At 70.8% G+C, this 26288-nt stretch carries 22 protein-coding genes; 10 read left to right on the forward strand and 12 right to left on the reverse strand.

Annotated features, from left to right (window positions below):
• Nucleotides 1-40 precede the first annotated feature (40 nt).
• A complete protein-coding gene (locus ACTFTM_RS09645) occupies nucleotides 41-1105 on the forward strand; it encodes an FG-GAP repeat domain-containing protein (protein ID WP_449566591.1) in 1065 nt (354 codons plus the stop codon).
• A gap of 209 nt (nucleotides 1106-1314) precedes the next feature.
• The gene (locus ACTFTM_RS09650; protein ID WP_449565453.1) at nucleotides 1315-2433 is read left to right on the forward strand and encodes a hypothetical protein; all 1119 of its coding nucleotides are present in this window, start codon (nucleotides 1315-1317) and stop codon (nucleotides 2431-2433) included.
• Between the two features lie 132 nt (nucleotides 2434-2565).
• On the opposite strand, the gene ACTFTM_RS09655 is transcribed toward ACTFTM_RS09650, so the two are convergent.
• Both ACTFTM_RS09655 and ACTFTM_RS09660 read right to left on the reverse strand, forming a co-directional pair.
• Nucleotides 2566-3399 carry an alpha/beta fold hydrolase gene (locus ACTFTM_RS09655; RefSeq protein WP_449565454.1) on the reverse strand — a complete coding sequence of 278 codons (834 nt, stop codon included), beginning with the start codon at nucleotides 3397-3399 and terminating at the stop codon, nucleotides 2566-2568.
• Between the two features lie 2 nt (nucleotides 3400-3401).
• Nucleotides 3402-4364 carry a TIGR03557 family F420-dependent LLM class oxidoreductase gene (locus ACTFTM_RS09660; protein ID WP_449565455.1) on the reverse strand — a complete coding sequence of 321 codons (963 nt, stop codon included), beginning with the start codon at nucleotides 4362-4364 and terminating at the stop codon, nucleotides 3402-3404.
• 376 nt (nucleotides 4365-4740) lie between these two features.
• Between ACTFTM_RS09660 and ACTFTM_RS09665 the strand changes: the two genes are divergently transcribed.
• Together ACTFTM_RS09665 and ACTFTM_RS09670 are read left to right on the forward strand one after the other, a co-directional pair.
• Nucleotides 4741-6132, forward strand: coding sequence for a cellulase family glycosylhydrolase (locus tag ACTFTM_RS09665; protein WP_449565456.1), 1392 nt, complete (start codon nucleotides 4741-4743; stop codon nucleotides 6130-6132).
• A gap of 323 nt (nucleotides 6133-6455) precedes the next feature.
• A complete protein-coding gene (locus ACTFTM_RS09670) occupies nucleotides 6456-8159 on the forward strand; it encodes an FG-GAP-like repeat-containing protein (protein ID WP_449565457.1) in 1704 nt (567 codons plus the stop codon).
• Nucleotides 8160-8252: 93 nt separating this feature from the next.
• Here ACTFTM_RS09670 and ACTFTM_RS09675 read toward each other — a convergent pair whose 3' ends face one another.
• The 7 genes from ACTFTM_RS09675 to ACTFTM_RS09705 all read right to left on the reverse strand — a co-directional run bounded on the left by ACTFTM_RS09675 (nucleotide 8253) and on the right by ACTFTM_RS09705 (nucleotide 15977).
• Entirely contained in the window at nucleotides 8253-8573 is a 321-nt protein-coding gene (locus tag ACTFTM_RS09675) for a DMT family transporter (RefSeq protein ID WP_449565458.1), read from the reverse strand.
• A gap of 294 nt (nucleotides 8574-8867) precedes the next feature.
• Nucleotides 8868-10160: an RNA polymerase sigma factor gene (locus ACTFTM_RS09680; RefSeq protein ID WP_449566592.1), complete on the reverse strand. Its 1293-nt coding sequence runs from the start codon at nucleotides 10158-10160 to the stop codon at nucleotides 8868-8870.
• Nucleotides 10161-10163: 3 nt separating this feature from the next.
• Nucleotides 10164-10565 carry a YciI family protein gene (locus tag ACTFTM_RS09685; RefSeq protein WP_449565459.1) on the reverse strand — a complete coding sequence of 134 codons (402 nt, stop codon included), beginning with the start codon at nucleotides 10563-10565 and terminating at the stop codon, nucleotides 10164-10166.
• Between the two features lie 95 nt (nucleotides 10566-10660).
• Nucleotides 10661-12796, reverse strand: a complete 2136-nt coding sequence (locus ACTFTM_RS09690) for an alpha-galactosidase (RefSeq protein WP_449565460.1) — start codon at nucleotides 12794-12796, stop codon at nucleotides 10661-10663.
• Nucleotides 12793-13674, reverse strand: a complete 882-nt coding sequence (locus tag ACTFTM_RS09695; RefSeq protein ID WP_449565461.1) for a carbohydrate ABC transporter permease — start codon at nucleotides 13672-13674, stop codon at nucleotides 12793-12795. Before ACTFTM_RS09695 ends, ACTFTM_RS09690 begins: the two co-directional genes overlap by 4 nt.
• Entirely contained in the window at nucleotides 13671-14627 is a 957-nt protein-coding gene (locus ACTFTM_RS09700; protein WP_449565462.1) for a carbohydrate ABC transporter permease, read from the reverse strand. The genes ACTFTM_RS09695 and ACTFTM_RS09700 overlap by 4 nt, the downstream gene beginning before the upstream one ends.
• Nucleotides 14628-14648: 21 nt before the next feature.
• Nucleotides 14649-15977, reverse strand: a complete 1329-nt coding sequence (locus ACTFTM_RS09705; protein WP_449565463.1) for an ABC transporter substrate-binding protein — start codon at nucleotides 15975-15977, stop codon at nucleotides 14649-14651.
• Between the two features lie 281 nt (nucleotides 15978-16258).
• On the opposite strand from ACTFTM_RS09705, the gene ACTFTM_RS09710 reads away from it, so the two are divergent.
• From ACTFTM_RS09710 to ACTFTM_RS09725, 4 genes are all read left to right on the forward strand, one after another.
• Complete coding sequence (locus ACTFTM_RS09710; protein WP_449565464.1) at nucleotides 16259-18247, forward strand: beta-galactosidase; 1989 nt, start codon at nucleotides 16259-16261, stop codon at nucleotides 18245-18247.
• Nucleotides 18248-18284: 37 nt separating this feature from the next.
• Nucleotides 18285-19058 (forward strand): DeoR/GlpR family DNA-binding transcription regulator, encoded by a 774-nt coding sequence (locus tag ACTFTM_RS09715; protein WP_355233767.1) that lies wholly within the window; start codon nucleotides 18285-18287, stop codon nucleotides 19056-19058.
• A gap of 115 nt (nucleotides 19059-19173) precedes the next feature.
• Nucleotides 19174-19305: a hypothetical protein gene (locus tag ACTFTM_RS09720; RefSeq protein WP_449565465.1), complete on the forward strand. Its 132-nt coding sequence runs from the start codon at nucleotides 19174-19176 to the stop codon at nucleotides 19303-19305.
• 425 nt (nucleotides 19306-19730) lie between these two features.
• Nucleotides 19731-20693, forward strand: coding sequence for a sporulation protein (locus ACTFTM_RS09725; RefSeq protein WP_449565466.1), 963 nt, complete (start codon nucleotides 19731-19733; stop codon nucleotides 20691-20693).
• A gap of 66 nt (nucleotides 20694-20759) precedes the next feature.
• Here ACTFTM_RS09725 and ACTFTM_RS09730 read toward each other — a convergent pair whose 3' ends face one another.
• A complete protein-coding gene (locus ACTFTM_RS09730; protein ID WP_425731982.1) occupies nucleotides 20760-21044 on the reverse strand; it encodes a hypothetical protein in 285 nt (94 codons plus the stop codon).
• Between the two features lie 374 nt (nucleotides 21045-21418).
• On the opposite strand from ACTFTM_RS09730, the gene ACTFTM_RS09735 reads away from it, so the two are divergent.
• The gene (locus ACTFTM_RS09735) at nucleotides 21419-21844 is read left to right on the forward strand and encodes a hypothetical protein (protein ID WP_449565467.1); all 426 of its coding nucleotides are present in this window, start codon (nucleotides 21419-21421) and stop codon (nucleotides 21842-21844) included.
• A gap of 50 nt (nucleotides 21845-21894) precedes the next feature.
• Here ACTFTM_RS09735 and ACTFTM_RS09740 read toward each other — a convergent pair whose 3' ends face one another.
• Entirely contained in the window at nucleotides 21895-24114 is a 2220-nt protein-coding gene (locus ACTFTM_RS09740) for a HelD family protein (protein WP_449566593.1), read from the reverse strand.
• A 258-nt stretch (nucleotides 24115-24372) separates the two neighbouring features.
• On the reverse strand, nucleotides 24373-25476 hold the full coding sequence (locus ACTFTM_RS09745) for a LolA family protein (protein WP_449565468.1): 1104 nt from the start codon (nucleotides 25474-25476) through the stop codon (nucleotides 24373-24375).
• Between the two features lie 97 nt (nucleotides 25477-25573).
• On the opposite strand from ACTFTM_RS09745, the gene ACTFTM_RS09750 reads away from it, so the two are divergent.
• Nucleotides 25574-26230 carry a response regulator transcription factor gene (locus ACTFTM_RS09750; protein ID WP_449565469.1) on the forward strand — a complete coding sequence of 219 codons (657 nt, stop codon included), beginning with the start codon at nucleotides 25574-25576 and terminating at the stop codon, nucleotides 26228-26230.
• Nucleotides 26231-26288: the final 58 nt, after the last annotated feature.

Raw genomic sequence — 26288 nt, forward strand, 5'->3', positions numbered from 1 at the left:
CAGCGCGCCGGGGGTCACCCCGGTTGAGGACCCTGCTGTGGTGCAGAAGTCCGGGGACTTCAACGGCGATGGTCGCGACGATGCCGTGATGCTCTATCGCTACCGTGACAACTCCATCGAGCTGTTCACCTCGTTGGGCGACCAGAATGGCGGGTTCGGTGCCTTCACCGGCAGTTACAAGATTCCCGCCAACGCCTGGAAATGGAACTCCTTCCGGACGATCGTCGGGGATTACAACGGCGACGGCCGCGACGACCTGGCCGCGATGTACTTCCAGTTCGATGGGTCGATCACCATGCACACCGCGTTGGCGAACACCTCGGGCGGGTTCGGTGCCTTCACCGGCAGCCTGACCGTTCCGGCCAGCGCGAAATGGCAGTGGGATGCCATTCGCCTGACCACCGGTGACTTCAACGGTGACGGCCGGGACGACGCTGGAATGTTGTACGGCTACAAGGACAGCTCGATCGAGCTGTTCACCTCGCTGAGTACGTCCAGCGGTGGGTTCGGCACCTTCACCGGCAGTTACACGATTCCCGCCAACTCCTGGCGCTGGAACTCCTTCCGGACGATCGTCGGGGACTACAACGGCGACGGCCGCGACGACCTGGCCGCGATGTACGCGCAGGCCGATGGGTCGATCACCATGCACACCGCGTTGGCCAACACCTCGGGCGGGTTCGGTGCCTTCACCGGCAGCCTGACCGTTCCGGCCACCGCGAAGTGGCAGTGGGATGCCATTCGCCTGACCACCGGTGACTTCAACGGTGACGGCCGGGACGACGCTGGCATGTTGTACGGCTACAAGGACAGCTCGATCGAGCTGTTCACCTCGCTGAGCACTCCCGGCGGTGGGTTCGGCACCTTCACCGGCAGTTACAAGATCCCCGTCAACTCCTGGGGGTGGAACTCCTTCCGCAGCATCACCGGCGACTTCAACGGTGATGGCCGTGACGACCTGGGGGCCATGTACGCGCAGTCGAACGGGTCGATCACGATGCACACCGCACTGGCGAACACCTCGGGCGGGTTCGGTGCCTACACCAACAGCCTGATCGTTCCGGCCAGCGCGAAGTGGCAGTGGGACGCGATCCGACTCCTCTGACGTCGTGCCGGTATGGGAGGGCTCACCCGAGCCCTCCCATACCCGGCTGTCCGTGAGTGCGGGCTGCGGCGTGAGCGGATGGCGGATCGTGTCCGCGACCGCCGTCGGCGGTGGTGAGGACGTTGTGCGCGGCACCCGGCATGACGGTGCGGGCGGCGTCGGGCACGAGGGGCCCCGGCGGATGGCGTCGCCGGGCTACCGTGCCCACCGTGACCGACCGGCCCAACCCCCGCCCACCGCTGCCCGGTCCGCCGACCGATCGCGCGGCCGCGCCGGCGGGCCGGTCCCCGTCGACCGTCCCCACGACCGAGCCGGCCACCGCCGCGCTTCCGCTCGTCGCGGCCGTCGCGCGCGGTGTCGCGCTGGTCTTCGTGCTGCCGGTACGCCTGCTCTGGGAGCTGATCGCGGCTGCCGGCCGGCTGCTGGGCCGGTACCTGCTCACCCCGGCTGGACGGTTCCTGCGCGACTGGCTGGTGGCCCCGTTGGTGTGGGCCCTGGACCGGCTGCTGTGGCGTCCGCTGCTCTGGTGCGCGCATCACCTGCTGTGGCGTCCGCTGCGTTGGGCGGCCCGCAATCTCGTGTGGGTGCCGTTGGTCTGGCTGGGGCGCGGTCTGGCCTGGGTGGCTCAGAATCTCGTCTGGCTGCCGGTCGTCTGGCTGGCGCGGGGCGTGGCGTGGGCGGCGCGGGCTCTCGTGTGGGTGCCGCTGGTGTGGCTGGCGTACGCCCTCGCCTGGACGGTCCGCACGGTGCTGTGGTCGCCGCTGGTGTGGTTGGCCCGCCAGGGGCTGCGCCCGCCTCTCGTGGCCCTGGGTCGCGTGCTCGTCTGGCTCGCCGAGCACCTCGTCGTGCGGCCGCTGCGCTGGCTGGGCGCGGCGCTCGCCCCCGCCGGACGGCTGCTGTGGCGCGGCGTCGCCCTGCTCGCCGGGGCGGTGGTTGCCGTGCTCGTCGCGCTGGCCCGGGGAGTCCGGTGGGTCGTGGTCGGCCTGGGCCGTGGGGTCTGGTGGCTCGTCGTCGGATTCGGTCGGCTGGTCGTCGCCGCGCTGGTGGGGGCGTGGCGGACCGCCGGCTGGCTGCTCCGGTGGGTCTACCGACTGCTGCTGCGCCCGATCGGGCTCGGGCTGCGCTGGCTGTGGCGGCACGCCGTACGCCCGCTGCTGTCGGGCGTCCGCTGGGTCTGGTCGGTGACGGTTGTGCCGACGGCGCGCGGCCTGCGCGCGGCGTGGCGGGCCACCGTCACGCCGGCGGTCAGGTGGACCCGCGGCGCGGTGCTCGACCCGGCCCGGGTGGCGTCTCGCGAGGTGCTGAGCGCACTGGGTCTGCGCCGCTGACGACGTGTCAGAGCACCAGGTTGAGCAGGACGGTCAGCACCACCGAGGCCAGGATCGAGAAGAGGATCATCAGAAGGCAGCCGAGGCCACCACCGAGCGGGCGGATCTCCGTGTTTCCGAAGCGCATGGTGTTCACCTGTCCGTGAGTGCAGGCTGCGGGGTGAGCAGATGGCGGATCGCGTCCGCGACCGCCGTCGGCGCGGTGGTGAGGACGTTGTGCGCCGCACCCGGCACGACGGTGAGGGCGGCGTCCGGTACGAGCCGGGTCGCCTCGTCGCGCCACCGCGCCGGCACCACCGGGTCGCGCCGTCCGGTCAGCACGAGGGTCGGCGTGGTGATCCGCACGAGGTCGGTCTCGATCGTGTTGCGCACCGAGTGCGACAGCGTCGCGAGTACCCGCCAGGGCCGGGCGTCCCAGATGTCCCGGGCCAGGATGGGCGCCTGCAACGGGGCCTCGCGCAACGTGTCCACCAGCCACCGGCCGAACAGGGCCCGCCGGGACCGGGCCGCCGGGTCACTGGTCGGCCCGGCGAGCACCAGCGCGCGTACCGCGTCCGGATGGTTCGCGGCCACCGCGGCGGCGACCTCCGCGCCGAACGAGTGCCCCACCAGGCAGACCGGGGGCAGTTGGTACGCGGCCAGCCAGGCGGCCAGGTGGTCGGCGTGCCGGGCGACGTCGTACGCGCCCCCGGGGTGCTCGCTCAGACCGAAGCCGGGCAGATCCGGCACGTACACCGGGTGGGTGCTGGCGAGCGCGACGGCCAGTGGGGTGAGGTAGCGGTGCGAGACGGCCAGGCCGTGCACCAGCACCACGGGCGTGGCCCCGGCGCCCGGGTCGGCGCTCAGCCGGGTGTGGGTGCGCAGTCCGTCGACGAGCCGCCAGTCGCTGGCGAGACCGGCGGCCGGCCGGGGGGCGGCCAGCGCGAGCCGCAGCTCGGCCAACCCGAACCGGCCGGGCGCCGTCACCCTCACAGTTGACGCAGCCGGGGCAGTAGCTGGTCCTGCGCCCAGTCCAGGAACATCGGCTGGGTCTCCCCGCCGACCTGGATGATCGCCACGTGCGTGAAGCCGGCGTCGACGAACTTGCGGAACGCCTCGACGTGGACGTCCACGTCCGGGCCGCAGGAGATGCCCTCGGCGACGTCCTCCTCCCGGACGAACTGGGTGGCGGCGGCGAAGGACTCCGGCCCCGGCAGGTCGGCGTTGACCTTCCAGCCCATGCCGAACCAGCGGAACTGGTCGTGCACGATCTTGCGGCACTCGGCCTCGTCGGGGCCGTAGCAGATGGCCACCTGCCCGTAGCGGGGCTGGCCGGCGCCGCCCGCGTCGTCGTACATCTCCAGGATGTGCCGGTCGGGCTCGGTGGCGACGAGGCCGTTGCCGTACTCGGCGGCCAGGGTTGCCGACTGCCGGCCGGAGGCGGCGATCGCCATCGGAACCGGCCGCTCGGGCCGGTCCCAGACGTACGCGTCGGGTACGTCGAAGTGGTTGCCGGAGAAGGTCAACGTCTCGCCGTTGAGCAGCGGACGGATGATCTGCAACGCCTCCTCGAACATCTCGTGGCGCTGCTGCACGTGCGGCCAGCCGCCGACCACGTGCTCGTTGAGGTTCTCCCCGGCGCCCAGGCCGAGGGTGAACCGCCCGTCCGAGAGCGCACCGATGGTGCTGGCCTTCTGAGCGACCACGGCCGGGTGGTAGCGGCGGATCGGGCAGGTCACGAAGGACATCAACTCCGCGCGGGAGGTAGCGTGCGCGACCGCGCCGAGCACCGACCACGCGTACGGGGAGTGCCCCTGGGATTCCAGCCACGGGTAGTAGTGGTCGGACATCACCAGTTGGTCGAAGCCGGCGGCCTCGGCCCGGACCGCGTGGTCCACCAGTTGCTTCGGACCGGCCTGCTCGCACATCAGGGTGTAGCCGACGCTCACCATCCCGCTATCTCCTTCTCGCCGACGGTTCGTCCCGGGATACCCAGGTCAGCAACGGTCAACCCTCCTGTCCGGTTCTGCTCGGGCGATGCTTGACGGATGCCGTGGACCCGCCTACGGTCCTCTTAACCGGTTAAGACCCTCGGTGTGGCGCACATCCTGTGGTGGGGATGACCGCCCCGTGACGGCCCGCGTTCGCGCGGGCCGTCACGGCTGCCCGCCCCTTCGAGCGTTCTACTGAACCGGTTGCGAGGACTGGTCCATCGCCCTACGCTGATGCGCGCCGCCGGGAGCCGGGCGGCGGCTGTCGGGCTGCAGCCGCCTTCCCCTGTCGCACCCCACCCCTGCCGGGCATCGGGGGTCCTCCCTGAGGAAGGCCATGAAGACTCGACTCTCCGCCGTCGGCGCCGCCCTGCTCGCGCTGCTGCTCGCCGTGCTGGCGTTCGGTCAACCGGCGCACGCCGCGGCCGGCTTCTCCGTCGCGGGCGGCAAGCTGTACGACGCCAACGGCGCCGAATTCGTCATGCGTGGCGTCAACCACGCCCACACCTGGTACCCGCAGCAGACCAGCTCGTTCGCCAACGTCAAGGCGCTCGGCGCGAACACCGTGCGGGTGGTGCTCGCCAGCGGCGACCGCTGGACCCGGAACACCAACGCCGACGTCGCCAACGTCATCTCGCTGTGCAAGGCCAACCGGCTGATCTGCGTGTTGGAGGTGCACGACACCACCGGCTACGGCGAGCAGAGCGGCGCGATCACCCTGGACCGTGCCGTCGACTACTGGCTCAGCCTGAAGGATGTGCTGGTCGGCCAGGAGCGGTACGTCATCGTCAATATCGGCAACGAACCGTACGGCAACCAGAACTACGCCTCGTGGGGCACCGACAGCGCCAACGCGATCAAGCGGCTGCGGGCCGGCGGCCTGACCCACACCATCATGGTGGACGCGCCGAACTGGGGCCAGGACTGGTCGTTCACGATGCGCGACAACGCGGCGTCGGTCTTCGCCGCCGACCCGGCCCGGAACACGCTCTTCTCCATCCACATGTACGGCGTCTTCGACACCGCTGCCGAGATCAGCGACTACCTGGGCCGGTTCCGTGCGGCGGGGCTGCCCATCGTGGTCGGTGAGTTCGGCTTCAACCACTCCGACGGCGACCCGGACGAGGACTCCATCCTCGCCTACAGCCAGGCGAGCGGGATCGGCTGGCTCGGCTGGTCGTGGAGCGGCAACGGGGGCGGCGTCGAGTATCTCGACATGGCCACCGCGTTCAACCCGGCCAGCCTGACCAGTTGGGGACAGCGGATCTTCAACGGCATCAACGGCATCCGGCAGACCTCCCGCGAGGCCAGCGTCTTCAACGGCCCCCCGCCGCCGACCACGCCGCCGCCGACGACGCCACCTCCGACGACGCCACCTCCGACCACGCCACCTCCGACGACCCCTTCACCCACCACGCCGCCGCCGGCCGGTGGCTGCTCGGCCAGCTACGCCATCACCAACCAGTGGCAGGGCGGCTTCCAGGGCGAGGTACGGGTGACCGCCGGCACGAGCGCCATCACCGGCTGGACCGCCCGGTGGACCTTCGCCAGCGGCCAGAGCGTCACCCAGTCCTGGAACGCGACGGTGACCAGCAGCGGCGCCACGGTGACCGCCCGCAGCCTGGACTACAACGGTCGCCTGGCCGCCGGCGCCAGCGCCACCTTCGGTTTCCTCGGCAGTTGGACCGGCAGCAACACCGCGCCGCAGGTGAGCTGCACGGCGAGCTGACTCAGAGCAGGATCGGGAAGTGGCCGGGCCGGTCGAGCTCGGCCACTTCCCGCGCGACGAAGTCAACCTATTTGACGCACACATCCAAGCAGGACAAGTGGCCTCCCTGTGGGGTTCGCCACGCGTGGGGGGACAGCACGAAAACTGATTGATCCCTAAGGTGAGCCTGCGGTTGCTCCCTGATCCGTGCTGAGCAGCCTCCCTGCCTTCAGATCCAGAGGGGATCATCCGTGTCTTCGTCTCATCGACGGCGAGCAGCCCATGCCGGCCTGCTCGCGGCAATCCTGGCCGCAGGCGCTCTCACCGCTGGGCCGGCGCAGGCTGTGACCGGAGGCGCTGCCGTCGCCGACGGGGCGTTCGCCTTCACCGCCAAGGTCGACGTCGGGTCGGCGGAGCGCTCGTGCAGCGGCTCGGTCGTCGACCCCTGGTGGGTGCTCACTGCCAAGAGCTGCTTCAGCTTCGGCGGCCAGGCGGTAGTCGCGGGCGCGCCCACCCGGCCGACGACCGTTACTGTCGGCCGCACCGACCTCACCAGCTCGGCGGGGGCGGTCGTCTCCGCCTTCCGGATCGTCCCGCATCCCGATCGCGATCTCGTTCTCGTGCGGTTGAACAGTCGGGTCGACGTGACTCCGGTGGCATTGGGTACCGCACCCCAGGCTGGCGAGCAGCTCACCGGGGGTGGCTTCGGTCGTACCGCCAGCGCCTGGGTTCCCGACAAGCTGCACAGTGGCACCTTCGCCGTGCAGGCCGTCGGCGCGTCCACCGTGGACATCCTGGGCACGGGTCAGACCGGGCTCTGCCGCGGAGACCTGGGTGGGCCCACGGTGCGCGTGGTGAGTGGCAAGGCGCAGTTGGTCGGCGTGCACCGCAGCGCGTGGCAGGGCGGGTGTCTCGGCGAGACGGAGACGCGCCGCGACGCGGTGGACAGCCGGGTCGACGACCTCGGATCCTGGTTCGCCGCGACCATCCCGCAGGGAGTGGCGACCGACGGCTACGAGGACGTCAACATCCTGTACGTGTACGCCGAGAAGGATGTCGCTCCGATCACCTTCCCAGGGACCTCCACCGGCGGTCTGGGCGCTCCGACCGCCGACTGGAGGGGCGGCGCGGGCTACTCCGCGGACCGGGTCAAGGTGTTCAACGACGACTTCGACGGCGACGGCATCAAGGATGTCGCGGCTCTGTCGACCAGCGTCGAGGGAAACTTCGCGATCGACACGTTCATCACCCGGGCCAACGGTACGTCCGGCGCTCCGATCCGCTCGTGGACGGCGCCCGCGGGCTGGGGCCACCTGACCAGCATGAAGATGACCTCGGGCGATTTCAACGGTGACGGCCGCGCCGACCTTGCCGCCTTCTACGGCTACAACAGCGGCACCGGTGACGAAGCGTGGATCACCTGGACCGCCCGGGCGGATGGCGGGTTCGACGCCCCGATCGAGGCATGGCGGGCGTCGACCTTCGGTACCTGGTCCAGCGTCTCGGTGTTCTCCGGGGACGTCAACGGCGACGGTCGGGACGACGTCTCCCTCTTCTACGCGTACGCCAACGGGTCGATGGCGCTGATCACCTGGCCCGGCCAGGTGGACGGCAAGTTCCCCACGTCGTACACCTCCTGGTCGACGCCGGCCGACAAGCCGTTCGCCGCCCTCTCCGCGATGAAGCTGGCGGACGGCGACTTCAACGGTGACGGTCGCGATGACGTGGCGGTCCTGCAGGACCTCGGCGCCAGCAGCACCCGCCTGCACACCTTCACCGCCAAGGCGGACGGGAACTTCAACGCGCCGGTCCAGTCCTGGTCGTCCACGACCTTCGGCCGGTTCGGCAGCATGAAGCTGACCTCCGGCGACTACAACGGCGACAAGCGCGACGATCTGGCTGTCCTCTACCAGTACTCCGACAACAGCCTGGGCTGGCACACCTTCACCTCGACCAGCAGTGGCGGCTTCAACGCCCCCTTCGGCTCGTGGCTCAACAAGCCGAGGACCTTCGGCTGGTGGTCCGCCATGAAGGTCGACGGCGAATGATCTCGCGTAGGTGACCGTGCTTTCCTCCGACGACGGGCGGCGGCCACCTCGCGTGGTCCGCCGTCCGTCGCCGGCATCGGCGGCAGGGCGGGGTCAGTGCTCCCCGGTCAGGTTCACGATCACCACCCCGGCGATGATCAGCGCGATGCCGGTGAGCTTGAGCGGCCCGACCGACTCGCCCAGGAACACCGCGCCGATCGCCACGATCGTCGCGGTGCCCAGCCCCGACCAGAGCGCGTACGCGACGCCGACCGGTATCTCCTTGACGGCCTGAGCCAGCAGGACGAACGCCAACGCGTACCCGGCGAGGCAGCCGAGCGTCGGCCAGAGACGGGTGAAACCGGCGGTGCTCTTGATCAGGCTGGTCGCCAGCACCTCGGCGAGGATGGCGATCCCCAGCAGCACGTACGCCATACGGCCCCTCAGTCCTCGGTTCGCGGTCCTCGTTGGCCGGCGCGGCCCGCCGGCCGTGCTCGGAGCATCGACGCCCAGGCTAGTGCCGTCGGTGGTGCGGGCGGCGCCTCGCGTTCCCGCGTGGCGTCCCCGGTCCGGCGCGTGTTCGGCGAGTCCTTTGGAGCTGATGCTGTGAACGAATCGGAGGCAGGGCGGTCCCGGTCCGGTCAGCTGGTGAATCGTCTACGGCATCAGCTCCAAAGGCAGCGACTAGACCCCTACGCCCGGCCGGGCAGAGGATGCTCCGACCGAGCGCTACGGCGAGGCGGGGGGAGTCGAGCCGGGCTTCGGTCCGCCCCGGGACTCGGCGGTGAGCCGGGCGGCACGCATGGTGAGGTAGCGCTGTTCGGGGAGGCTGCTCGTGCGGGCGGCGGCGTCCCGGTAGTCCGCGATCGCCCGCTCCCGATCGCCGGCCATCTCGTGCAGGTGCGCGCGGGCGGCGGGCAACCGGTGGTGGTCCGCCAGCCGGGGATCGTTGGTCAGTGCGTCGAGGGCCCTGAGGCCGGCAGCCGGCCCGTGCACCATGGCGGTCGCGACCGCCCGGTTCAGCGCCACCACCGGGGTGCCGGCCAAGCCAACCAACACGTCGTACAGCGCCAGGATCTGGGGCCAGTCGGTCGTGTCGGTGCTGGGAGCCTCGTCGTGCAGCGCGGCGATGGCGGCCTGCACCTGGTACGGGCCGACCGGCCCGCGCGGCAGCGCCGCCGTGACCAGTGCGACGCCCTCGGCGATGGCCGCCGCGTCCCAGCGGCTGCGATCCTGCTCGGCCAGTGAGATCAGCTCTCCGGAGGGCCCGGTCCGTGCCGGACTGCGCGCCTCCGTGAGGAGCAGCAACGCGAGCAGCCCGGCGGTCTCACTGTCGTCGGGCAGGCGCACGTGCAGCGCCCGGGTCAGCCGGATCGCCTCGGCCGCGAGGTCGACACGGCGTAGGTCCGGGCCGGCGGTGCTGGTGTGCCCCTCGGTGAAGATCAGGTAGAGGATCTGCCGGACGGCGGCCAGCCGATCGGCCCGCTCCGCCTCGACGGGCATCCGGAACGGCAGCCCGGATGCGCGGATGCGCTGCTTCGCCCGGCTGATCCGCTGGGCCATCGTCGCCTCGGGCACCAGGAACGCGCGGGCTATCTCGGCGGTGCTCAGTCCGCCGACCGCGCGCAGGGTCAGCGCGACCGCCGACGTGGGGGCGAGCGCCGGATGACAGCAGAGGAAGAGCAGGACCAGGGTGTCGTCCCGCTCGGCGGTCAACTCCTCGTCCGGGGGTGGCGCGTACCGCCGGTCGTCCGGGTCCTGACGGGTCACCAGGTCCTCGCGGCGACGCCGGGCCTGTTCGCCGCGGACCAGCTCGATCATCCGGCGGTAACCGACCTGGATCAGCCAGCCGCGGGGGTTCGTCGGCAGCCCGTCGGCCGGCCACTGGGTGGCGGCGGCGAGCAGCGCCTCCTGCACGGCGTCCTCGGCGGTGCCGAAGTCACCGAACCGGCGGGTGAGCACGCCGAGGACCTGCGGCGCCAGTTCGCGCAGCAGGTCCTCGACGCGGGGGTCGGTGGTCAGCGCTCACAGCTCCTGTGCTGGGGCGGACATCACCGGGTGCACCTCGATCGGCATGTTCAGGGGACGGCCACCCGGGCCGGGCGCGGTGGAGATGTGCGCGGCCAACTCCACCGCCCGCTGCGGGCTGTCGAGGTCGACGATCCAGAAGCCCGCGAGGAACTCCTTCGTCTCCGCGAACGGGCCCTCGGTGACGACCGGAGCGCCGCCCTCACCGGCGCGCACGATCCGCGCCTGCTGCGGGCCGCCGAGGCCCTGGGCGTCGACCCACTCGCCATCGGCGGCCAGCTTCTCGTTGACCTCACGCATGAACGCGACGTGCGCCCGGACCTCGTCCTGGGTCCAGGTGTCGATGCTCGGGAAGTCGGTCCCGTTGGCGCTGAACTGCATCAACAGCATGTACTTCATCGTCCTGCTCCTCACGCCTGCGCACCGTCCTCGGTGCTCTCACCCTGAGGTAGAAGCCGACGACACCGTTCTCGACACCCCGGACAAAGATTTTTTCAGCCGACCTCGTCGACCTCCAGCACCAGGCTCTGCTCGGGGTGCAGCGCGGGTAGCTGCACGCCCACCCGGGCCAGCGCCGCTCCGCTGAGCGTGACGCCGGACGCCAGCCAGGGCGGCGCGGACCGCTCGATGGTCGCCGGGGGCGGCACGTCCGCGACCGGCCGTACCCGGTAACGCCGCGCCGGGTCGAGGCCGGGCAGCCGTACCGCGCCCGGGGTCTGCGCCACCGAGGTGGCCAGCCGGGCCACCGCGTACACCGCTCGGGTCGTGTCGTGGGCAACCACGCCGTGCGCCCAGACGGCCGGGTCCGGATGGTCGACCCGGACCACCCGGCCGGCGTGCAGCAGCGGACGCAGCCGCTTGTGCAGCGCCACCCAGGCGGTCAGCTCAGCCTGTTCGGCGGCGCTGATCGAGGCGATGTCCCACTCGATGCCGTGGTGACCGAAGAGCGCCGTGGCCGCCCGGAAACCCAGGTCGTGTACGCGGTGGGTGGTGTGCGAGCGCTCCGGACCGATGTGCGTGCCGACGAGTTCCGGTGGCAGCAGCAGCCCGGTCCAGCGCTGGATGCCGAGCCGTTCCAGGGCGTCGTTGCAGTCGCTGGCCCAGACCCGGTCGGTGCGGGCCAGGATGGCCAGGTCCACCCGGGCGCCGCCGGACGAACAGCTCTCGATCTCCACATCGGGGTGGCGTCGACGTAGCTCGTCGAGGAGGCGGTAGACCGCGAGGGTCTGCCCGTGCACCCCGGGCCGGCCGTGGTGTCCCGCCTCGGTGAGGTCCCGGTTGTGGTCCCACTTGAGGTAGCTGATGCCGGGATGCTCGGTGAGCAGGGCGTCGAGGCGTTCCAGCACGTAGTCGTACGCCTCGGGGCGGCCCAGGTCGAGCGTCTGCTGGCTGCGCCACGCCGGCGGCAGCCGCCCTGGCACGGCCAGCAGCCAGTCGGCGTGCGCGCGGAACAGGTCCGAGTCGGGGTTGACCATCTCCGGCTCCACCCACAGACCGAACTGAAGGCCCTGACCGGTCACGTGGTCGATGAGGGGTTGCAGGCCGTCCGGCCACACGCCCTCGTCGACGTACCAGTCGCCCAGCCCGGCCGTGTCGTCGCGCCGGCCCCGGAACCAGCCGTCGTCGAGCACGAACCGTTCGACGCCGATCCGCGCGGCACGGTCGGCCAGGGCCCGTAGCCGGTCCAGGTCGTGGTCGAAATAGACCGCCTCCCAGACGTTGAGGGTCACCGGGCGCGGGGAGCGCGGGTGTCCGGGCCGTGCCCGCACGTGCGAATGGAGTACGTCGCTGAGTCCGTCCATCCCCTCGTCGGACCAGACGGCGTAGAGCAGCGGAGTCTCGTACGCCTCGCCGGGAGCGAGCCTGATCTCGCCGGGAGCCAGCAGTTCGCCGCCACCGAGAGTGGACTCGCCGGTGGGGAGCCGTTCGGCGACGGTGACGTGGTCGCCGCTCCACGCGGTGTGCACCGCCCAGACCTCGCCGTGGCCGAAATCGAACCCGGGGGTGCCGGCCACCAGCAGCAGCGTGGCGTCGTGCCCGGTGCGGCCGTGCCGTCCCTCGCGGACCCACGCGCCGTGCTGCCACGGGTGCCGCTGGGGCGAGCGTTCGCGGCACCAGCGGCCGGTCAGGTCGAGCAGTTCGGTGGCGACCGCCGGCACCGGCAGCGCCGGGGTCAGCTCCCGCACCTCGTACGCGCCGTCGCCGTCGTTGCGGAGCCGGTGCCGGATGGTCACCACGCCGTACGGGTCGAGGGTGATCTCGATGGCCAGGGACAGCCCGGCGGCCTCGTCCGAGGCCCGTACGGTGACCCGGGCCGGGCCGTCGGCCGGCTCGTCGACGGCGAGGCCGTCGAGCCGGAACGCGGTGGACCAGTCCCGCCCGTCGCGGTGCCCGGCCAGCCCCGGCCGTCCGATCCAACCGGCGCTCGCCTCCGGCAGCAGCGACAGCACGGGTGGCTCGTCGAAGCTGCTCGGCACCACCGGTGGCACGGTGGCGTCCACGAGGTGGCGCAGGCCGTCGTCGTCCAGGTCGCCGACGTCGCCACCCCAGTGCGCCACGCGGGGCAGCCCCGGGCCGCGCGCGTCGACCACCAGGCTGGTGCGCCCGCGGCGTAGGTGCAGGATCGTCATCCTTTGGAGGCTCCCAAGGTCAGGCCCCGGACGAAGTGCCGCTGGAGCATAAAGAAGATCACCAGGGTGGGGACCGCGACGAGCACGCTGCCCGCCGACACCAGGTTGTTGTCGGTGAAGAACTGGCCGCGCAGGTTGTTGAGCGAGCTGGTCACCGGGAACTTGTCGCCGGTACGCATGAGGACGGTGGCCCAGAAGAACTCGTTGTAGATCCAGGTCACCTCCAGGGTGGCCAGCGCGGCCAGGGCCGGCCGGCACAGCGGCATGGTGATCTGCCAGTACTGCCGCCAGACGCTCGCGCCGTCGACCATCGCCGCCTCGTACAGGTCGTGGGGGAGCGCCTTCATGTAGTTGCTGAGCACGAAGACGCAGAACCCGCACTGGAAGGCGACGTTGATCAGGATCAGGCCCCAGTAGCTGTCGTAGAGCAGCTCCGAGTCGCTCATGAACTCCGGCAGCGGCACCTCGGTGAACAGTCGGAACAGCGGGATGAGCAGCGCCTGTTGCGGCAGCAGGTTGGCGGCGGTGAACACCCCGAGCAGGAGGAGGTTGATCTTCCAGCTGAACCGGGCGATGACGAACGCGACGCAGGAGGCGAGGAAGAGCGTCAGTAGCACCGCCGGCACCGTGATGTAGACCGAGTTGAGGAAGTGCTTGCCGAACTCCGCCTGATTCCAGGCCGTGACGTAGTTGTCGATGGTCCAGCCGCCGAACGAGACGTAGCCGTTCGCGGCGGTGTACTGGTACGAGCGGAACGACGTGAGGACCGCCCAGGCGATCGGGAAGAGCCAGATCAGCGCCACGGCGATGAGGAAGCCGTGCAGCAGCATCCGCAGCGGGGTCAGCCTGCGTCGGCGGATCGGGGTGTCGACGCTCATTCCCGGTTCTCCCTCATCACGGTCGCCAGGTAGATGGTGATGAAGACCAGCGAGACGACCAGCATGATCGTCGCCAGCGCGGAGCCGAAGCCGATCCGGCTCGCCTCACCCACCACGTTCTGGGTGACCAGCGCGGAGATCAACTCCAGGCCGTTGCGGCCCTTGTTGACGACCCAGACCAGGTCGAACGCCCGCAGCGACTCGATCACGGTCACCACCAGCACGATGATGTTGATCGGTCGCAGCACCGGGAACACGACCCGGAAGAAGGTCCGTACCTCGGAGGCGCCGTCGACCGCGGCGGCCTCGCGCAGCGACGGGTCGACGCCCTTCAGCCCGGCCAGGTAGAGCAGCATGATGTAGCCGACGTGTCGCCACCCAGAGGCGATCATGACGGCCCAGATGTTGACGTTCGAGTCGCCGTACCAGTCGGTTTGGGTGCCGAGGACGGCGTTGATCAGACCCTGGTCACGGGAGTAGAGCAGTTGCCAGACGAAGCCGATCAGCGCCAGCGAGAGCACCACCGGCAGGTACAGCGCCGTCTGGTAGAAGCGGCTGCCGCGCAGTTCCTTGTCGAGCAGTACGGCCAGGAACATGCCGAACGGCGTGGCGACCACGAACAGCACGGCGAGCCAGAGCAGGTTGTGTTGGATCGCGGGCACGAACGGCGGGTAGATGTTCACCACGTCGCTGTAGTTGCGCCCGCCGACGAACTGGATCTCGTTGAGTGGACCGATGCCGTCCCAGTCGGTGCCGGACAACACCACGGTCGCCAGGGCCGGCAGCCAGACGAGTGCGGTCACGAGCAGCAGTGGGACGAGCACCATCAGCGTGATGACCACGCGGTCGGTGGGGGACAGGAGCCGTAGCCGCCGGCGACGACCACCCGTGGAGGTGGTCGCGGCCGGCGGCGGCACGGCGCGATCCGCTTGGATCAGGGGCAGGTCGGACACGATGTCCTCCCCCTTCCGCCGTCAGTCAGTGAAGATCGACTTCTTCTGGTTCTCGATGGACGACGTCAGCCCGCCGATGTCCTTCGGGTTCTTGATGAACTGCTGGATCGCCGGGATCATCACCGTCGAGGCGAAGTCCGGCCGGGTGTCCCGGTCGAGGAACTGGGCGATCTCGGTGGCCGAGCCGACCAGTTCGGCGGCCTTCTTCTGCAGGGCCGTGTAGCCGCCGACGTCCGCGCCACTGTTGGCGACGAGGACGGCCGGGTCGTTCTTGAGGTTGATGTCCGCGGCGGCCTTGCCACCGAAGTACTCCAGCAGCTTGCGCGCGTTGTCCTCGTTCTTGGGCTTGCGGGCCATCATGTAGCCGTCGATCGGGGCGTCCAGGGCCTTCGCGCCGATGGCGGGGTCGATCTCGGGGAAGGTGAAGAAGTCGAGATCGTCCTGCTCGTCGTTGCTGAACTGCTGACCGACGAAGAGGCCCAGCAGGTACATACCGCTCTTCTTCTGCTGCAACGACTGCGCGGCCTCCTGCCAGGTGCGGCCGAGGCTGTCCGGCTGGTGCAGGGGGAGCAGGCCGGCCCAGGTGTCGAAGACCTTCTTGACCTTGTCGGAGGTCCACGCCTCCTTGCCGGCCATCAGGTCGATGTGGAACTGGTAGCCGTTGATCCGCAGGTTGAGGATGTCGAACGTCCCCATGGCCGGCCAGCCGTCCTTGTCGGCGAAGGCGATGGGGGTCAGGCCGTCCTTCTTCATCTGCGCGCCGAGCTGGGTGAACTGGTCCAGGGTGGTGGGCACCTGGTAGCCGTACTGCTTCCAGACCGACTTGCGGTAGAAGACCGCCCACGGGTAGTACGTCGCCGGCACGAAGTACTGCTTGCCGTCGTCGCCGGTGGACGCCTTCTTGAACGCGTCGGAGTAGCCGGAGAGCTTGCCCCACACGTCGCTGATGTCGCTGGCCAGGCCCTTCTGGGCGAAGAAGCGCATCCGGTAGCCGGCGAACCAGGTGAAGACGTCGTCCGGCTTGCCCTGCAGGTAGTTGTTGATGTTCTCCTGGAACGTGTTGTGGTCGACCGTGTTGGTCGCGACCTGCACGCCGGACGAGGTCTTGAACGCGTCGGTGATCTTGGCGAGGACGTCCTTGGGCTTCTGGTCGGACTGGTTCGATCCGAGCGTGACGTCCTTACTGGACCCACCGGAGCCGGAGTCGTCGCCGCAGCCGGCGAGCAGACCGGTGCTGAGCAGCGCGCCCGTGCCGGCCGCGCCGGCCAGCAGTGACCGTCGGTTGATGCCGGCGACGGAGGGCGGTACGAGCCGGGCCAGGTATTCGGCTTGCGATCGGGGACGGGACATCTGTGCCTCCTGCGGAAGAAGAGGTGCTACGCCCATGGGTCAGGTGTGGTGAGGAGCGGTCCAGCCTGGCGAATACGCATCGTGATCCACCGAGATTCCACATTGGCGAACACGATCGGCCAGTTGGGGCCTCAAGCTACCCCTCCATAGGCCGCTGTCAAGAGGTCCTTTCGCCTCTGATAACCCAGTCGTGATCCGGCCGTTACGAGGTAAACGTTGGAAAGGAAGTCGATGTTGGAACCTGTTGACTTCGGTGGATGGCGGGTGCACCCTCACCTGTCATGCGGCGATGGCAGGGCGACGGCATCTACTTCGGCGGCGACTACAACCCCGAGCAGTGGCCCGAGCAGACCTGGTCGGAGGACGTCGAGCTGATGCGACGGGCCGGGGTCAACCTGGTCTCCGTCGGCATCTTCTCCTGGGCGCTCCTGGAACCGCACCCCGGTCGGTTCGAGTTCGGCTGGCTGGACCGTGTGCTCGACCTCCTGCACGACGGGGGCATCCAGGTCGACCTGGCCACCGCCACCGCCAGTCCACCGCCCTGGCTGGCCCGCGCGTACCCGGACACGCTGCCCCGACGGGCCGACGGCGCGATCCTCTGGCCGGGCGGGCGGCAGGCGTACTGCCCCAGCTCCCCGGTCTTCCGCGAGCGCTCCCTGGAGGTGGTGCGCGCGGTCGCCGGCCGGTACGCCGAACACCCGGCCGTCGTCATGTGGCACGTCTCCAACGAGCTGGGCTGCCACAACGTGCACTGCTACTGCGACGTCAGCGCCGAGGCGTTCCGGGGTTGGCTACGCGATCGCTACGGGGACCTGGACCGACTGAACGACGCGTGGGGCACCGCGTTCTGGAGCCAGCGTTACGGCGACTGGGCCGAGATCAACCCGCCGCGCACCGCGCCGACGTTCGCCAACCCCACGCAGCAGCTCGACTTCCTGCGCTTCTCCTCCGACGAGCAGCGCGCCCAGCTACGCGCCGAACGCGAGGTGCTGACGACGCTGGTCCGCCAGCCCGTCACCACCAACTTCATGATCGGCATGGCCAAGCACATGGACTACCACTCCTGGGCCGGCGACGTGGACCTCGTCTCCAACGACCACTACCTGAACGCCGCCGACCCGCGCTCCCACCTCGGCTTGGCGTTTGCCGCCGACCACACCCGTGGCGTCGCCGGCGGCGAGCCCTGGCTACTGATGGAGCACTCCACCAGCGCGGTCAACTGGCAGGCGCGCAACGTGGCGAAACTCCCCGGCCAGCTCCGCCGCAACAGCCTGGCCCACGTCGCACGGGGCGCCGACGGCGTGCTGTTCTTCCAGTGGCGCGCCTCCCGGGCCGGGGCCGAGAAGTTCCACTCCGCGCTGGTGCCGCACGCCGGCCCGGACACCAAGGTCTTCACCGAGGTCTGCCAGCTCGGCGCGGACCTCAAGGCCCTCGCCGAGGTACGCGGCAGCCGGGTCGACGCCGACGTGGCCATCCTGTTCGACTTCGAGGCGTGGTGGGCGGTCGAGTTGGACTCCCACCCCAGCGTCGACGTCACCTACGCCGACCGGATCAACGCGCTGTACGGCGCGCTGTGGCGGGCCGGCGTGACCGCCGACATCGTCCACCCGTCGGCCGACCTCAGCGGATACCGACTGGTCCTGGCGCCCACCCTCTACCTCGTCCGCGACGCCGACGTCGAGGCGCTGCGCCGATTCGTGGCGGCCGGTGGCACCGCGGCGATCACCTACTTCAGCGGCATCGTCGACGAGAACGACCACATCCGCCTCGGCGGTTACCCCGGCGCGTTCCGGGACCTGCTGGGCGTCCGCACCGAGGAGTTCTTCCCCCTGCGCGAGGGCGAACAGGTGCGCCTCGACGACGGCAGCGCCGCCGACGTGTGGACCGAGTGGCTGCACGCCGACGACGCCGAGGTGCTGGCGTCGTACACCGACGGGCCCTTGCCGGGCGTGCCGGCGCTGACGCGGCGGCCGGTCGGCGCGGGCGCCGCCTGGTACGTCGGCGCCCGGCTCGACGAGCCGGCCACCGACCGGCTGGTCGCCCGGCTGCTCGACGAGGCCGGCGTCCGTCCGGCGGCGCAGGCACCGACCGGGGTGGAGGTGGTACGACGCCGCGACGGCGAGCGAAGCTGGCTGTTCGCGATCAACCACACGTCGTCGGAGGTACGGATCTCGGCGACCGGCGTCGAGCTGTTGACCGGTGTGCCGTGTACGGGTGAGCTGACCGTGCCGGCCGGTGAGGTGGCGGTCGTCCGTGAGGACCAGTCCTGATCCGGGCGGCGGCCACGGTGCGAAGGAGGTTCCCCAGATGCTGGCCCAGCAGCGGCAGAGCGCCATCCTCGACCTGATCCGCCAGCGCGGCGGGGTACGGGTGAGTCACCTGGTCAGCCGGTTCGGCGTGTCCGACATGACGATCCGGCGCGACCTGGAGGTGCTGGCCGAGCGCGGCCTGGTGGACAAGGTCCACGGTGGCGCGACACTGGCCGGGCCCGGTTCGGCAGACGAGCCCGGCTTCGCCGCGAAGTCGATCCGCCAGCAGGCGGAGAAGCGGGCCATCGCCGAGCGGGCGGCCACGATGGTGGAGCCGGGGATGGCCATCGCGCTGTCCGCCGGTACGACCACCGCCGCGCTCGCCACCCTGCTGTCCGACGTGCACGGGCTGACCGTGGTGACCAACTCGATCCCGGTGGCCGACGCGCTCTACCAGAACCCGCGCGCCGACCAGACCGTCGTCCTGACCGGCGGCATCCGTACCCCGTCCGACGCGCTGACCGGCCCGGTGGCCGAGGCGGCGATCAGCGCGCTCAACGTTGACCTGCTCTTCCTGGGCGTGCACGGGCTCAGCCCGCGTACCGGCTTCACCACGCCGAACCTGCTGGAGGCCGGCGTCAACCGTTGCCTCATCGGGGCGGCCCGCCGGCTCGTGGTGCTCGCCGACCACACCAAGTGGGAGACGATCGGCATCGCCACGATCGCCCCGCTGGAGGCCGCCGACGTCCTCATCACCGACGTCGGCCTCCCCGCCGAGGCCCGCACGACGATCGGCGAACAGGTAGGCGAGCTGGTCGTCGTCGACCCGTGACATGAAACCCCGGCCCCCTCGGCGACCCGCCCCCGCCCCGCCCCCTTGCGTCGATCATGGAGTTGTGGTGCCCGAATAGACGTCTATCGGGGGCTTTATTCGGCACCACAAGTCCATGATCGACCTAGGGATCGTCGGCGGGCGACAGCAAGGACCGCGCGGGGCGACCCTCGTCAACGGCATCAGCGGGTGGACCGCGTTCGCCAACGGGCTCAAGGACGGCAGATTCACGCGCACCGACCCGTGATCGACTCGACATCGCCGATGTCGCGGTGTCCCGGTCGGGTTGATACCCCGACTTCGGCGATGTCGAGTCGATCAGAAGTCGATGGCGGCATCCACCGGCCGGCGGGCACCATCTCGGCCATGGAAGCGCACGAGGTGGCGGGCCTGTTCGACCGGGCGGTGGAACGGTTGCGGCGCACCGTCGAGGAGGGCTGGCGATCGCGGACCTGACCCCGGCGTGAGCCGGTCTCGACACCAGATCGCCCATGTGGGGCTCTCCAGGGCGGCGGATACCGCCACATCGGCGATGTCGAGTCGATCAAGCGCGGGAGGCACGGGGCGGGGGCGGCGCGCTCACAGCCATCTCACAGGGGGTCTGGATAGGGTGCGCGGTGAGTCAACGTCCGACTCCATGGTGGAGCGGTCGGCTGTCGCACAGGAGTTCCGATGGTCTTCAAGAAGATGTTGAGCGCGTTCGGTGTGGGTGGTCCCAGCGTGGACACTGTGCTGGCCAACCCCAACACCCGGCCCGGCCTGACCCTCGACGGGGAGGTCAGAATCGTCGGTGGTGACAACCCGGCGGCCATCGAGCAGGTGGTGATCGGCCTGGTCACCCGCGTCGAGGTCGAGGGCCACGACACGGAGTACGCCGGCACCATGGAGTTCCACCGGATGGCCGTGAGCGGGGCGTTACAGCTCGCGCCGAAGCAGGAGCTGTCCATCCCCTTCCAGCTTCCGGTGCCGTGGGAGACCCCGATCACCGACGTGTACGGCCAGCGCCTGCACGGCATGACGATGGGCCTGCGGACCGAGCTGTCGGTGGCCCGCGCGGTGGACAAGACCGACCTGGACCACGTGGCGGTGCACCCGTTGCCGGTGCACGAGCGGATCCTGGAGGCGTTCCAGCGGCTCGGCTTCCGGTTCAAGAACGCCGACCTGGAGCGTGGCCACATCCGGGGCGTGCAGCAGACGCTGCCGTTCTACCAGGAGATCGAGTTCTTCGCCTCCCCGCAGTACGCGGGCACGATCAACGAGGTCGAGCTGACCTTCGTGACCAGCCAGCGTGGCGTCGAGGTGATCCTGGAGTGCGACAAGCGCGGCGGCTTCCTCAGCGCCGGGCACGACGCGTTCGGCCGCTACCAGGTGTCGCACGCCGACGTCGACCGGGTCGACTGGGCGCAGGTCGTCGACGGGTGGCTGCGTGAGACGACGTCCCGCTACGGCAGCCTGCGGTCCCAGTACGGCCACGGACACGGCTACGGGCCGGGCCACGGTCACGGCCGTGGCGGCATGGGTGTGGGCGGCATGGTCGCCGGCGCGGCGCTCGGCGTCGCCGGCGGCATGATCGCCGGCGAGATGATCGAGGACGCCTTCGAGGGGGACTTCGGCGACTTCGGCGGCGACGAGTAACGCCTGAGCACACGACGGTGGCCTCCGGGAGAACTCTCCCGGAGGCCACCGTGCGCTGTCACCCGGTCAGTGCCGGGCCTTGCGCTCCGCACCGCTGCGGAAGTTGCTGCCGGCCTTGGCCAGACCGCGGCTACCGAGGTAGCCCAACGTCAGCAGGGTGATCAGGAACCAGGCGTTGTCGGCCCGGAAGATGTCCACCCCGGCCGAGTTCCGACCGACGACCTGCGACGCGCCCAGTACGGCGGCCACCGCGATCAGGTAGATCCAGAACTCGGTGGTCTTGAACGCCTGCTTGGTCTCCGTACCGGGAGCCTGCATGTCGTTCCGATGCCCGTCGTGCATGACCGGCATCTGCTGCGTGTCCCGCATCATGGCGGGGTTCTGCGGGTCGTTCATGGGCCGGTTCATCGGCCTGGTGGAAGCAGCCTGCGTGCTCATCTGGTCCTCCTCAGGATGCGATGAGTCGTACCTGCCTTCCCTCGCCCCGCTACCGCGTTTCGGCCACGGCACGGTTCGCTTGCACGGCGGGGACGCCCACCGACTACCCGACGGCCCGGAGCAGGTAACACCCCCACCTCGGAAAATGAGTCGACGGCGCGTGACCGCGCCCGCAACACGACCGATCGGGCCGGATGTCCGTTTCGGATCGGCCGTGGGCGCTCCGGGTTTGGTCGACCGACGGTCGGGCACGCAGTCAGTTCCACAGCTTCTGCGAGGTGATGGACGTGCGTGAGGACGACATGCGGCAGGAGGCCGCCCGCCGGGCCGAGAACCAGATCATCGGCGGCGTGTACGGCGAGGGCGCCCTCGACGAGGTGACGGTGCCACCCACCGACATCGAGAGCCAGATCCAGCGGGACGACCCGCTCGACCCGGCGCACGAGCAGGTCGATCCGCGGGTGCTGCACGACGGCGGTCCGGTCGGCGGGCAGGGGGCGGTGACGACCACCGGTGGCACCGCCGGGCCGGCGAGCGCGCGCCGGGTGGCCCGCCAGCCGGAGCGGCACCCGGGCAAGGTGGCGCCGACGACGACCGGTGACGCCACCACCGGTGGCATGAGCACCCCGACCGGCGGCGGGACCAGCGATCAGTCCACGTCCGCGACCGGACCGGGCAAGTCCATCCAGGACCGCTCCACCGACCGGCGGTGAGTCCGCCGCGCCCCCGCCGACGACCGGTCGGCGGGGGCGACGTGGGCGGGTCAGCGGCAGGCGCGCAGGATGCCCAGGCGCTGGGTGGCCCGGGTGAGCGCGACGTACAGATCACTGCGCCCGCGTGGCGACTCGGCCACCATCCGGTCCGGGTCGACCACCAGCACCGAGTCGAACTCCAATCCCTTGGCCTGCGCGACGGTCAGCACGACCACCCGGCTCTCCAACTCCGGGTGCTCGCCCACCGTGGCCTCGGGCAGCGCGGCGGTCAGCGCCGCGCCGAGCGCGTCGACGCGGCCGGCCGGCACGATGACGCCGAGCCGGCCCTCGGTGAGCCCGGCGGCCTCGCGGGTCACCGCCGACACCAGCTCGGCGGGTAGCTGCTCGTCGGGCACCGACCGGTCCCACGGGGGCACGCCGCTCTCCCGTACCGAGCGGGGTGGCCGCAGCGACGGGTCGATCTCGGTGAGCACCTCGGCGGCGACCGCCATGATCTCGGCCGGCGTGCGGTAGCTGACCGTCAGCTCGGTCAACCGCCACCGCTGCGCCACGTACGGGGCGAGGGCATCGGCCCAGGACGGCGTCCCGGCGAGCGCGCCGGTCTGCGCCACGTCCCCGACGATCGTCATCGAACGGCTCGGGCAGCGGCGCATCAGCAGCCGCCACGCCATCGGCGACAACTCCTGCGCCTCGTCCACGATGACGTGGCCGAACGCCCACGTCCGGTCGGCCGCGGCGCGCTGCGCGGTGGTCAGCCGGTCGGCCTCCTCCTGCCGTTCCAGCAGCCGGTCCGCGTCGATGAGGTCGGTCACGCCGAGGATCTCACCACCCTCGGCCTCGTCCTCCACGTCGATCGAGCGGGATCCGCGGGCGATCTCCAGCACGCCCTCGGCGTACTCGCGTTCCATCAGGCGGATGCGCTCGCGCCGGGCGGCGGCGGCCCGCTCGTCCTCGCCGAGCAGCTCGGCCGCCTCGTCCAGCAACGGCACGTCGGCGGGCGTCCAGCCGCCCGGCTCGCGGCGCAGCAGCGCCCGCTCGTCGTCGGTGAGCATCGGCGCGGCGGCGGCGATCCGGTCCGGATCCGCGTACAGGTCGGCGAGCAGGCGCTGCGGGGTGAGCACCGGCCACAACCGATCGAGTACGGCCCGCACCTCCGGCTCGTCCCGCAACTCCCGGCGGATCTCGGCGCGGTCGGCCTCGTCGAGCAGGTTGTCGCCGCCCAGCGGGTCGGCGCCGATCCGCTCGGCCACCTGGTCGGCGAGCGCGTGCACGATCTCCACGTCGAACAGGGCGCGGGCCAGGTTGTGCGGGCGGTCGGTGCGGCGTACCCGGTCCCGCGCGGCGCGCACGGTCTCCGGGTCGAGGGTCAGCGCCTCGCGCTCCACCTCGATCTCCAGCGGCTCGTCCGGCACCCACTGTCGGTCCCGTACGGCGAGGGCCAGCACCTCGGCGAGCACGGCGCGGCCCTTGAGCGCCGCGGCCCGGGCCGGCTCGGCGCGCTGGGCGCTCACCCCGGGGAACAGGTCGCCCTGGGTACGCAGCAACACGCCCGTCTCGGCCAGCGTGGGCAGCACCTGCGAGATGTAGCGCAGGAACGTCGCGTTCGGCCCGACCAGCAGCACACCACGGCTGGACAGCTCCCGCCGGTGTGTGTAGAGCAGGTACGCCGCCCGGTGCAGCGCGACGGCGGTCTTGCCGGTGCCGGGGCCGCCCTGGACCACCAGCACGCCGGGCAGGTCGGCGCGGATGATCCGGTCCTGCTCGGCCTGAATGGTCTCCACGATGTCGCGCATCCGGCCCGTCCGACCGGCGTTGAGCGCGGCGAGCAGCGACGCCTCACCGGTCAGCTCCTCGTGCCCGCCGGGGGAGGCGCTGTCGATGTCCAGAACCTCGTCGTTGAGCCCGGTCACCTTGCGCTGGCGGGTACGCAGGTGCCGGCGGCGGCGTACGCCCTGCGGGTTCGCGGCCGTGGCGAGGTAGAACGGCCGCGCGGCCGGAGCACGCCAGTCCATCAACAGCGGGTCGTAGTCGCCACTGGTGTCGAAGATCCCGATCCGGCCGATGTAGCGACGGGAGTCGTCGTCGCCGTCGAGCCGCCCGAAGCAGAGGCCATTCTCCACGGCGGAGAACTGCTCGACCTGGTCGGCGTACATGGCCACGGAGCTGTCGCGCTGGGAGCGGTCCTGCAGCGTGCCGCCGGTGTTGCGCAGCTCGGCGGTGAGCCGGTGGGCGGCCTGCTCACGCAACCCGTCCAGGCGGTTGTAGAGCATCGAGACGTACTCCTGCTCACGGCCGATCTCGTCGTCGACCGGCAATTCACCGGTACCGCCGGAGTGCCTTGACAAGCCGTCTCCCTAAACGTTAGTATCCAATGCTAGAACGGCATTTAATGCCGTTCTTTTTTGTGCCCCTGAATTGTCGAAGATAGCGCGGCCGGTCCGCTGTCACCAAGCCGACCGGGCCGATGCAGGTCACACAGTTACGCCGGGCCGACCGTGTGGTCGACCCGGCGTACGCGTGTGCGGGGTTCAGCCGCGAGCCACCTGGTAGAGCCGTTGGGGGGTGACCGCTCCGGCGAGCACCCGGCCGTCGTCGGTGAGCAGCACGCTGAACAGCTTGCCGGTGAGCAGCCGTCCGCTGCCCCACTCGCCGCTGACCGCCGGGAGGCCACCGAGCAGCTTGGAGATGTCGGCGTCCGACGCGGCGGCGGCCGGTTTCCGGCCCGAGGGATCGTCGAGACGCGCGACCACGACGGTGGTCCAGCCGTCGCCGACCGTCCGCACCCGGGGGTCCCGACCCGGTGCGACGTGCGCCGGCCCGCCGGGGGTCGGCCGTTCGGCGGTCTCCTCGGTGACGGTCACGCCGGGGGGCGGGTTGAAGGCGAACTGGTCGGCGTCGGGCCGCCGGTAGTCGACCTGGGTGAAGGCCATCTCGAAGGCCGGCTGGTCGCTGCCGCGAGCGAGCACCTCGAAGCGCAGCGGCACGTGCTGCCTGGCGTCGATGGCGATCCGGAGCTGGTGCACCAGCGAGTCACGGTCACGTGGCGCGAGCACCAGCTCGTAGGCGTCCCGACCGGCGACGGTGGCCGAGCGGCCGACGCTGACCTCGGTGCTCGGGTCGATCGCGCCCAACGCCAGGTCGGCGGCCTCCCGAGGGGTGGCCGGCAGGCTCGGCATCGCCTCGGGCGCGGGCTTGCCGGTGCCCTTCGTGTCGCCCAGGGCGCGGTGGCGGGCGGTGTTGCCGCGGCTCTCCCAGGTCCACACGTCCCGACCGTTGCGGATGATGTCCCGCTGGCCGAGCGTGTCCACCAGCGCGACGCGCTGCCGGTCCGGGCCGGAGTACCAGACCCGCAGCGTGTGCGTGCCGCTCAGCAGAGCCGTCAGGTCGTTGCCGGGCACCAACCCGACGAGCGGCGGCAGGCCGAGGTCGGCCCGCTGCACGACCGTCCCGGACAACCCCTCCAGGGAGGACGTCTGGAGGTCCACCAGAAGCTGGGCGGCGGTACGCGGCGGCAGGCTCGGCTCGGCCTCGGCGGCGAACGTGCCGACGGCGGCGCCGCCACCGATGACGGCGACGCCGGCGGCCACCGGGACCAGCCACCGCAGGACGGGACGGCTTCTCAGGATCGACATGGTGACTACCTCCTGTCCGACATCCTGCCCGTTCGGCGCTGTGAGAGCGCTGAGGACGCCGAACCTGCGATTGTGACCCGGGTGGCACCCTTGGGGTGTGCGGTTGTTGGTGGTGGAGGACGAGGCCCGGCTGGCGGCTGCCCTGCAACGCGGCCTGCAGGCGGAGGGGTTCGCGGTCGACGTGGTGGCGACCGGCCCGGCCGGCCTGGACGCGGCACGCCACGGCGGGTACGACGCGATGATCCTCGACATCATGCTGCCCGGTCTCTCCGGCTACGAGGTGGTGCGGCGGCTGCGGGCCGAGCAGCAGTGGCTGCCGGTGCTGATGCTGTCGGCCAAGGACGGCGAGTACGACCAGGCCGACGGTCTGGACTGCGGCGCCGACGACTACCTGACCAAGCCCTTCTCGTACGTGGTGCTGCTGGCCCGCCTGCGGGCGCTGCTGCGCCGGGGAGCGCCGGAGCGCCCCGCCGTGCTGGCGGTCGGCGACCTGCGGCTCGATCCGGCCCGTCGGCGGGTGACCCGGGCCGAGGCCGAGGTGACCCTGACCGCACGCGAGTACGCCCTGCTGGACTATCTGATGCGCCGACCCGGTCAGGTGATCTCCAAGATCGAGCTGCTGGACCACGTGTGGGACGCCAGCCTGGAGACGGCGCCCAACGTGGTCGAGGTGTATGTCGGCTACCTGCGTCGCAAGCTCGGCCGGGATCGGCTGGAGACCGTCCGGGGCGCCGGCTACCGGCTGGCGACGTGACATCCGCCGACCCGCGCGGCTGGTCGCCCCGCCGGGGCCTGCACGGCCTGGGGTTGCG

Source organism: Micromonospora sp. RB23, from assembly GCF_053585025.1.

What these genes read in the sequence shown, in the direction of transcription:
- ACTFTM_RS09685 (WP_449565459.1), bottom strand. Translation starts at nt 10,565, where the DNA reads ATGAAGTACATGCTGTTGATGCAGTTCAGCGCCAACGGGACCGACTTC.
- ACTFTM_RS09675 (WP_449565458.1), bottom strand. Translation starts at nt 8,573, where the DNA reads ATGGCGTACGTGCTGCTGGGGATCGCCATCCTCGCCGAGGTGCTGGCG.
- ACTFTM_RS09695 (WP_449565461.1), bottom strand. Translation starts at nt 13,674, where the DNA reads ATGAGCGTCGACACCCCGATCCGCCGACGCAGGCTGACCCCGCTGCGG.
- ACTFTM_RS09745 (WP_449565468.1), bottom strand. Translation starts at nt 25,476, where the DNA reads ATGTCGATCCTGAGAAGCCGTCCCGTCCTGCGGTGGCTGGTCCCGGTG.
- ACTFTM_RS09690 (WP_449565460.1), bottom strand. Translation starts at nt 12,796, where the DNA reads ATGACGATCCTGCACCTACGCCGCGGGCGCACCAGCCTGGTGGTCGAC.
- ACTFTM_RS09725 (WP_449565466.1), top strand. Translation starts at nt 19,731, where the DNA reads ATGGTCTTCAAGAAGATGTTGAGCGCGTTCGGTGTGGGTGGTCCCAGC.
- ACTFTM_RS09705 (WP_449565463.1), bottom strand. Translation starts at nt 15,977, where the DNA reads ATGTCCCGTCCCCGATCGCAAGCCGAATACCTGGCCCGGCTCGTACCG.
- ACTFTM_RS09665 (WP_449565456.1), top strand. Translation starts at nt 4,741, where the DNA reads ATGAAGACTCGACTCTCCGCCGTCGGCGCCGCCCTGCTCGCGCTGCTG.
- ACTFTM_RS09730 (WP_425731982.1), bottom strand. Translation starts at nt 21,044, where the DNA reads ATGCCGGTCATGCACGACGGGCATCGGAACGACATGCAGGCTCCCGGT.
- ACTFTM_RS09660 (WP_449565455.1), bottom strand. Translation starts at nt 4,364, where the DNA reads ATGGTGAGCGTCGGCTACACCCTGATGTGCGAGCAGGCCGGTCCGAAG.
- ACTFTM_RS09720 (WP_449565465.1), top strand. Translation starts at nt 19,174, where the DNA reads ATGATCGACCTAGGGATCGTCGGCGGGCGACAGCAAGGACCGCGCGGG.
- ACTFTM_RS09710 (WP_449565464.1), top strand. Translation starts at nt 16,259, where the DNA reads ATGCGGCGATGGCAGGGCGACGGCATCTACTTCGGCGGCGACTACAAC.
- ACTFTM_RS09740 (WP_449566593.1), bottom strand. Translation starts at nt 24,114, where the DNA reads ATGCTCTACAACCGCCTGGACGGGTTGCGTGAGCAGGCCGCCCACCGG.
- ACTFTM_RS09715 (WP_355233767.1), top strand. Translation starts at nt 18,285, where the DNA reads ATGCTGGCCCAGCAGCGGCAGAGCGCCATCCTCGACCTGATCCGCCAG.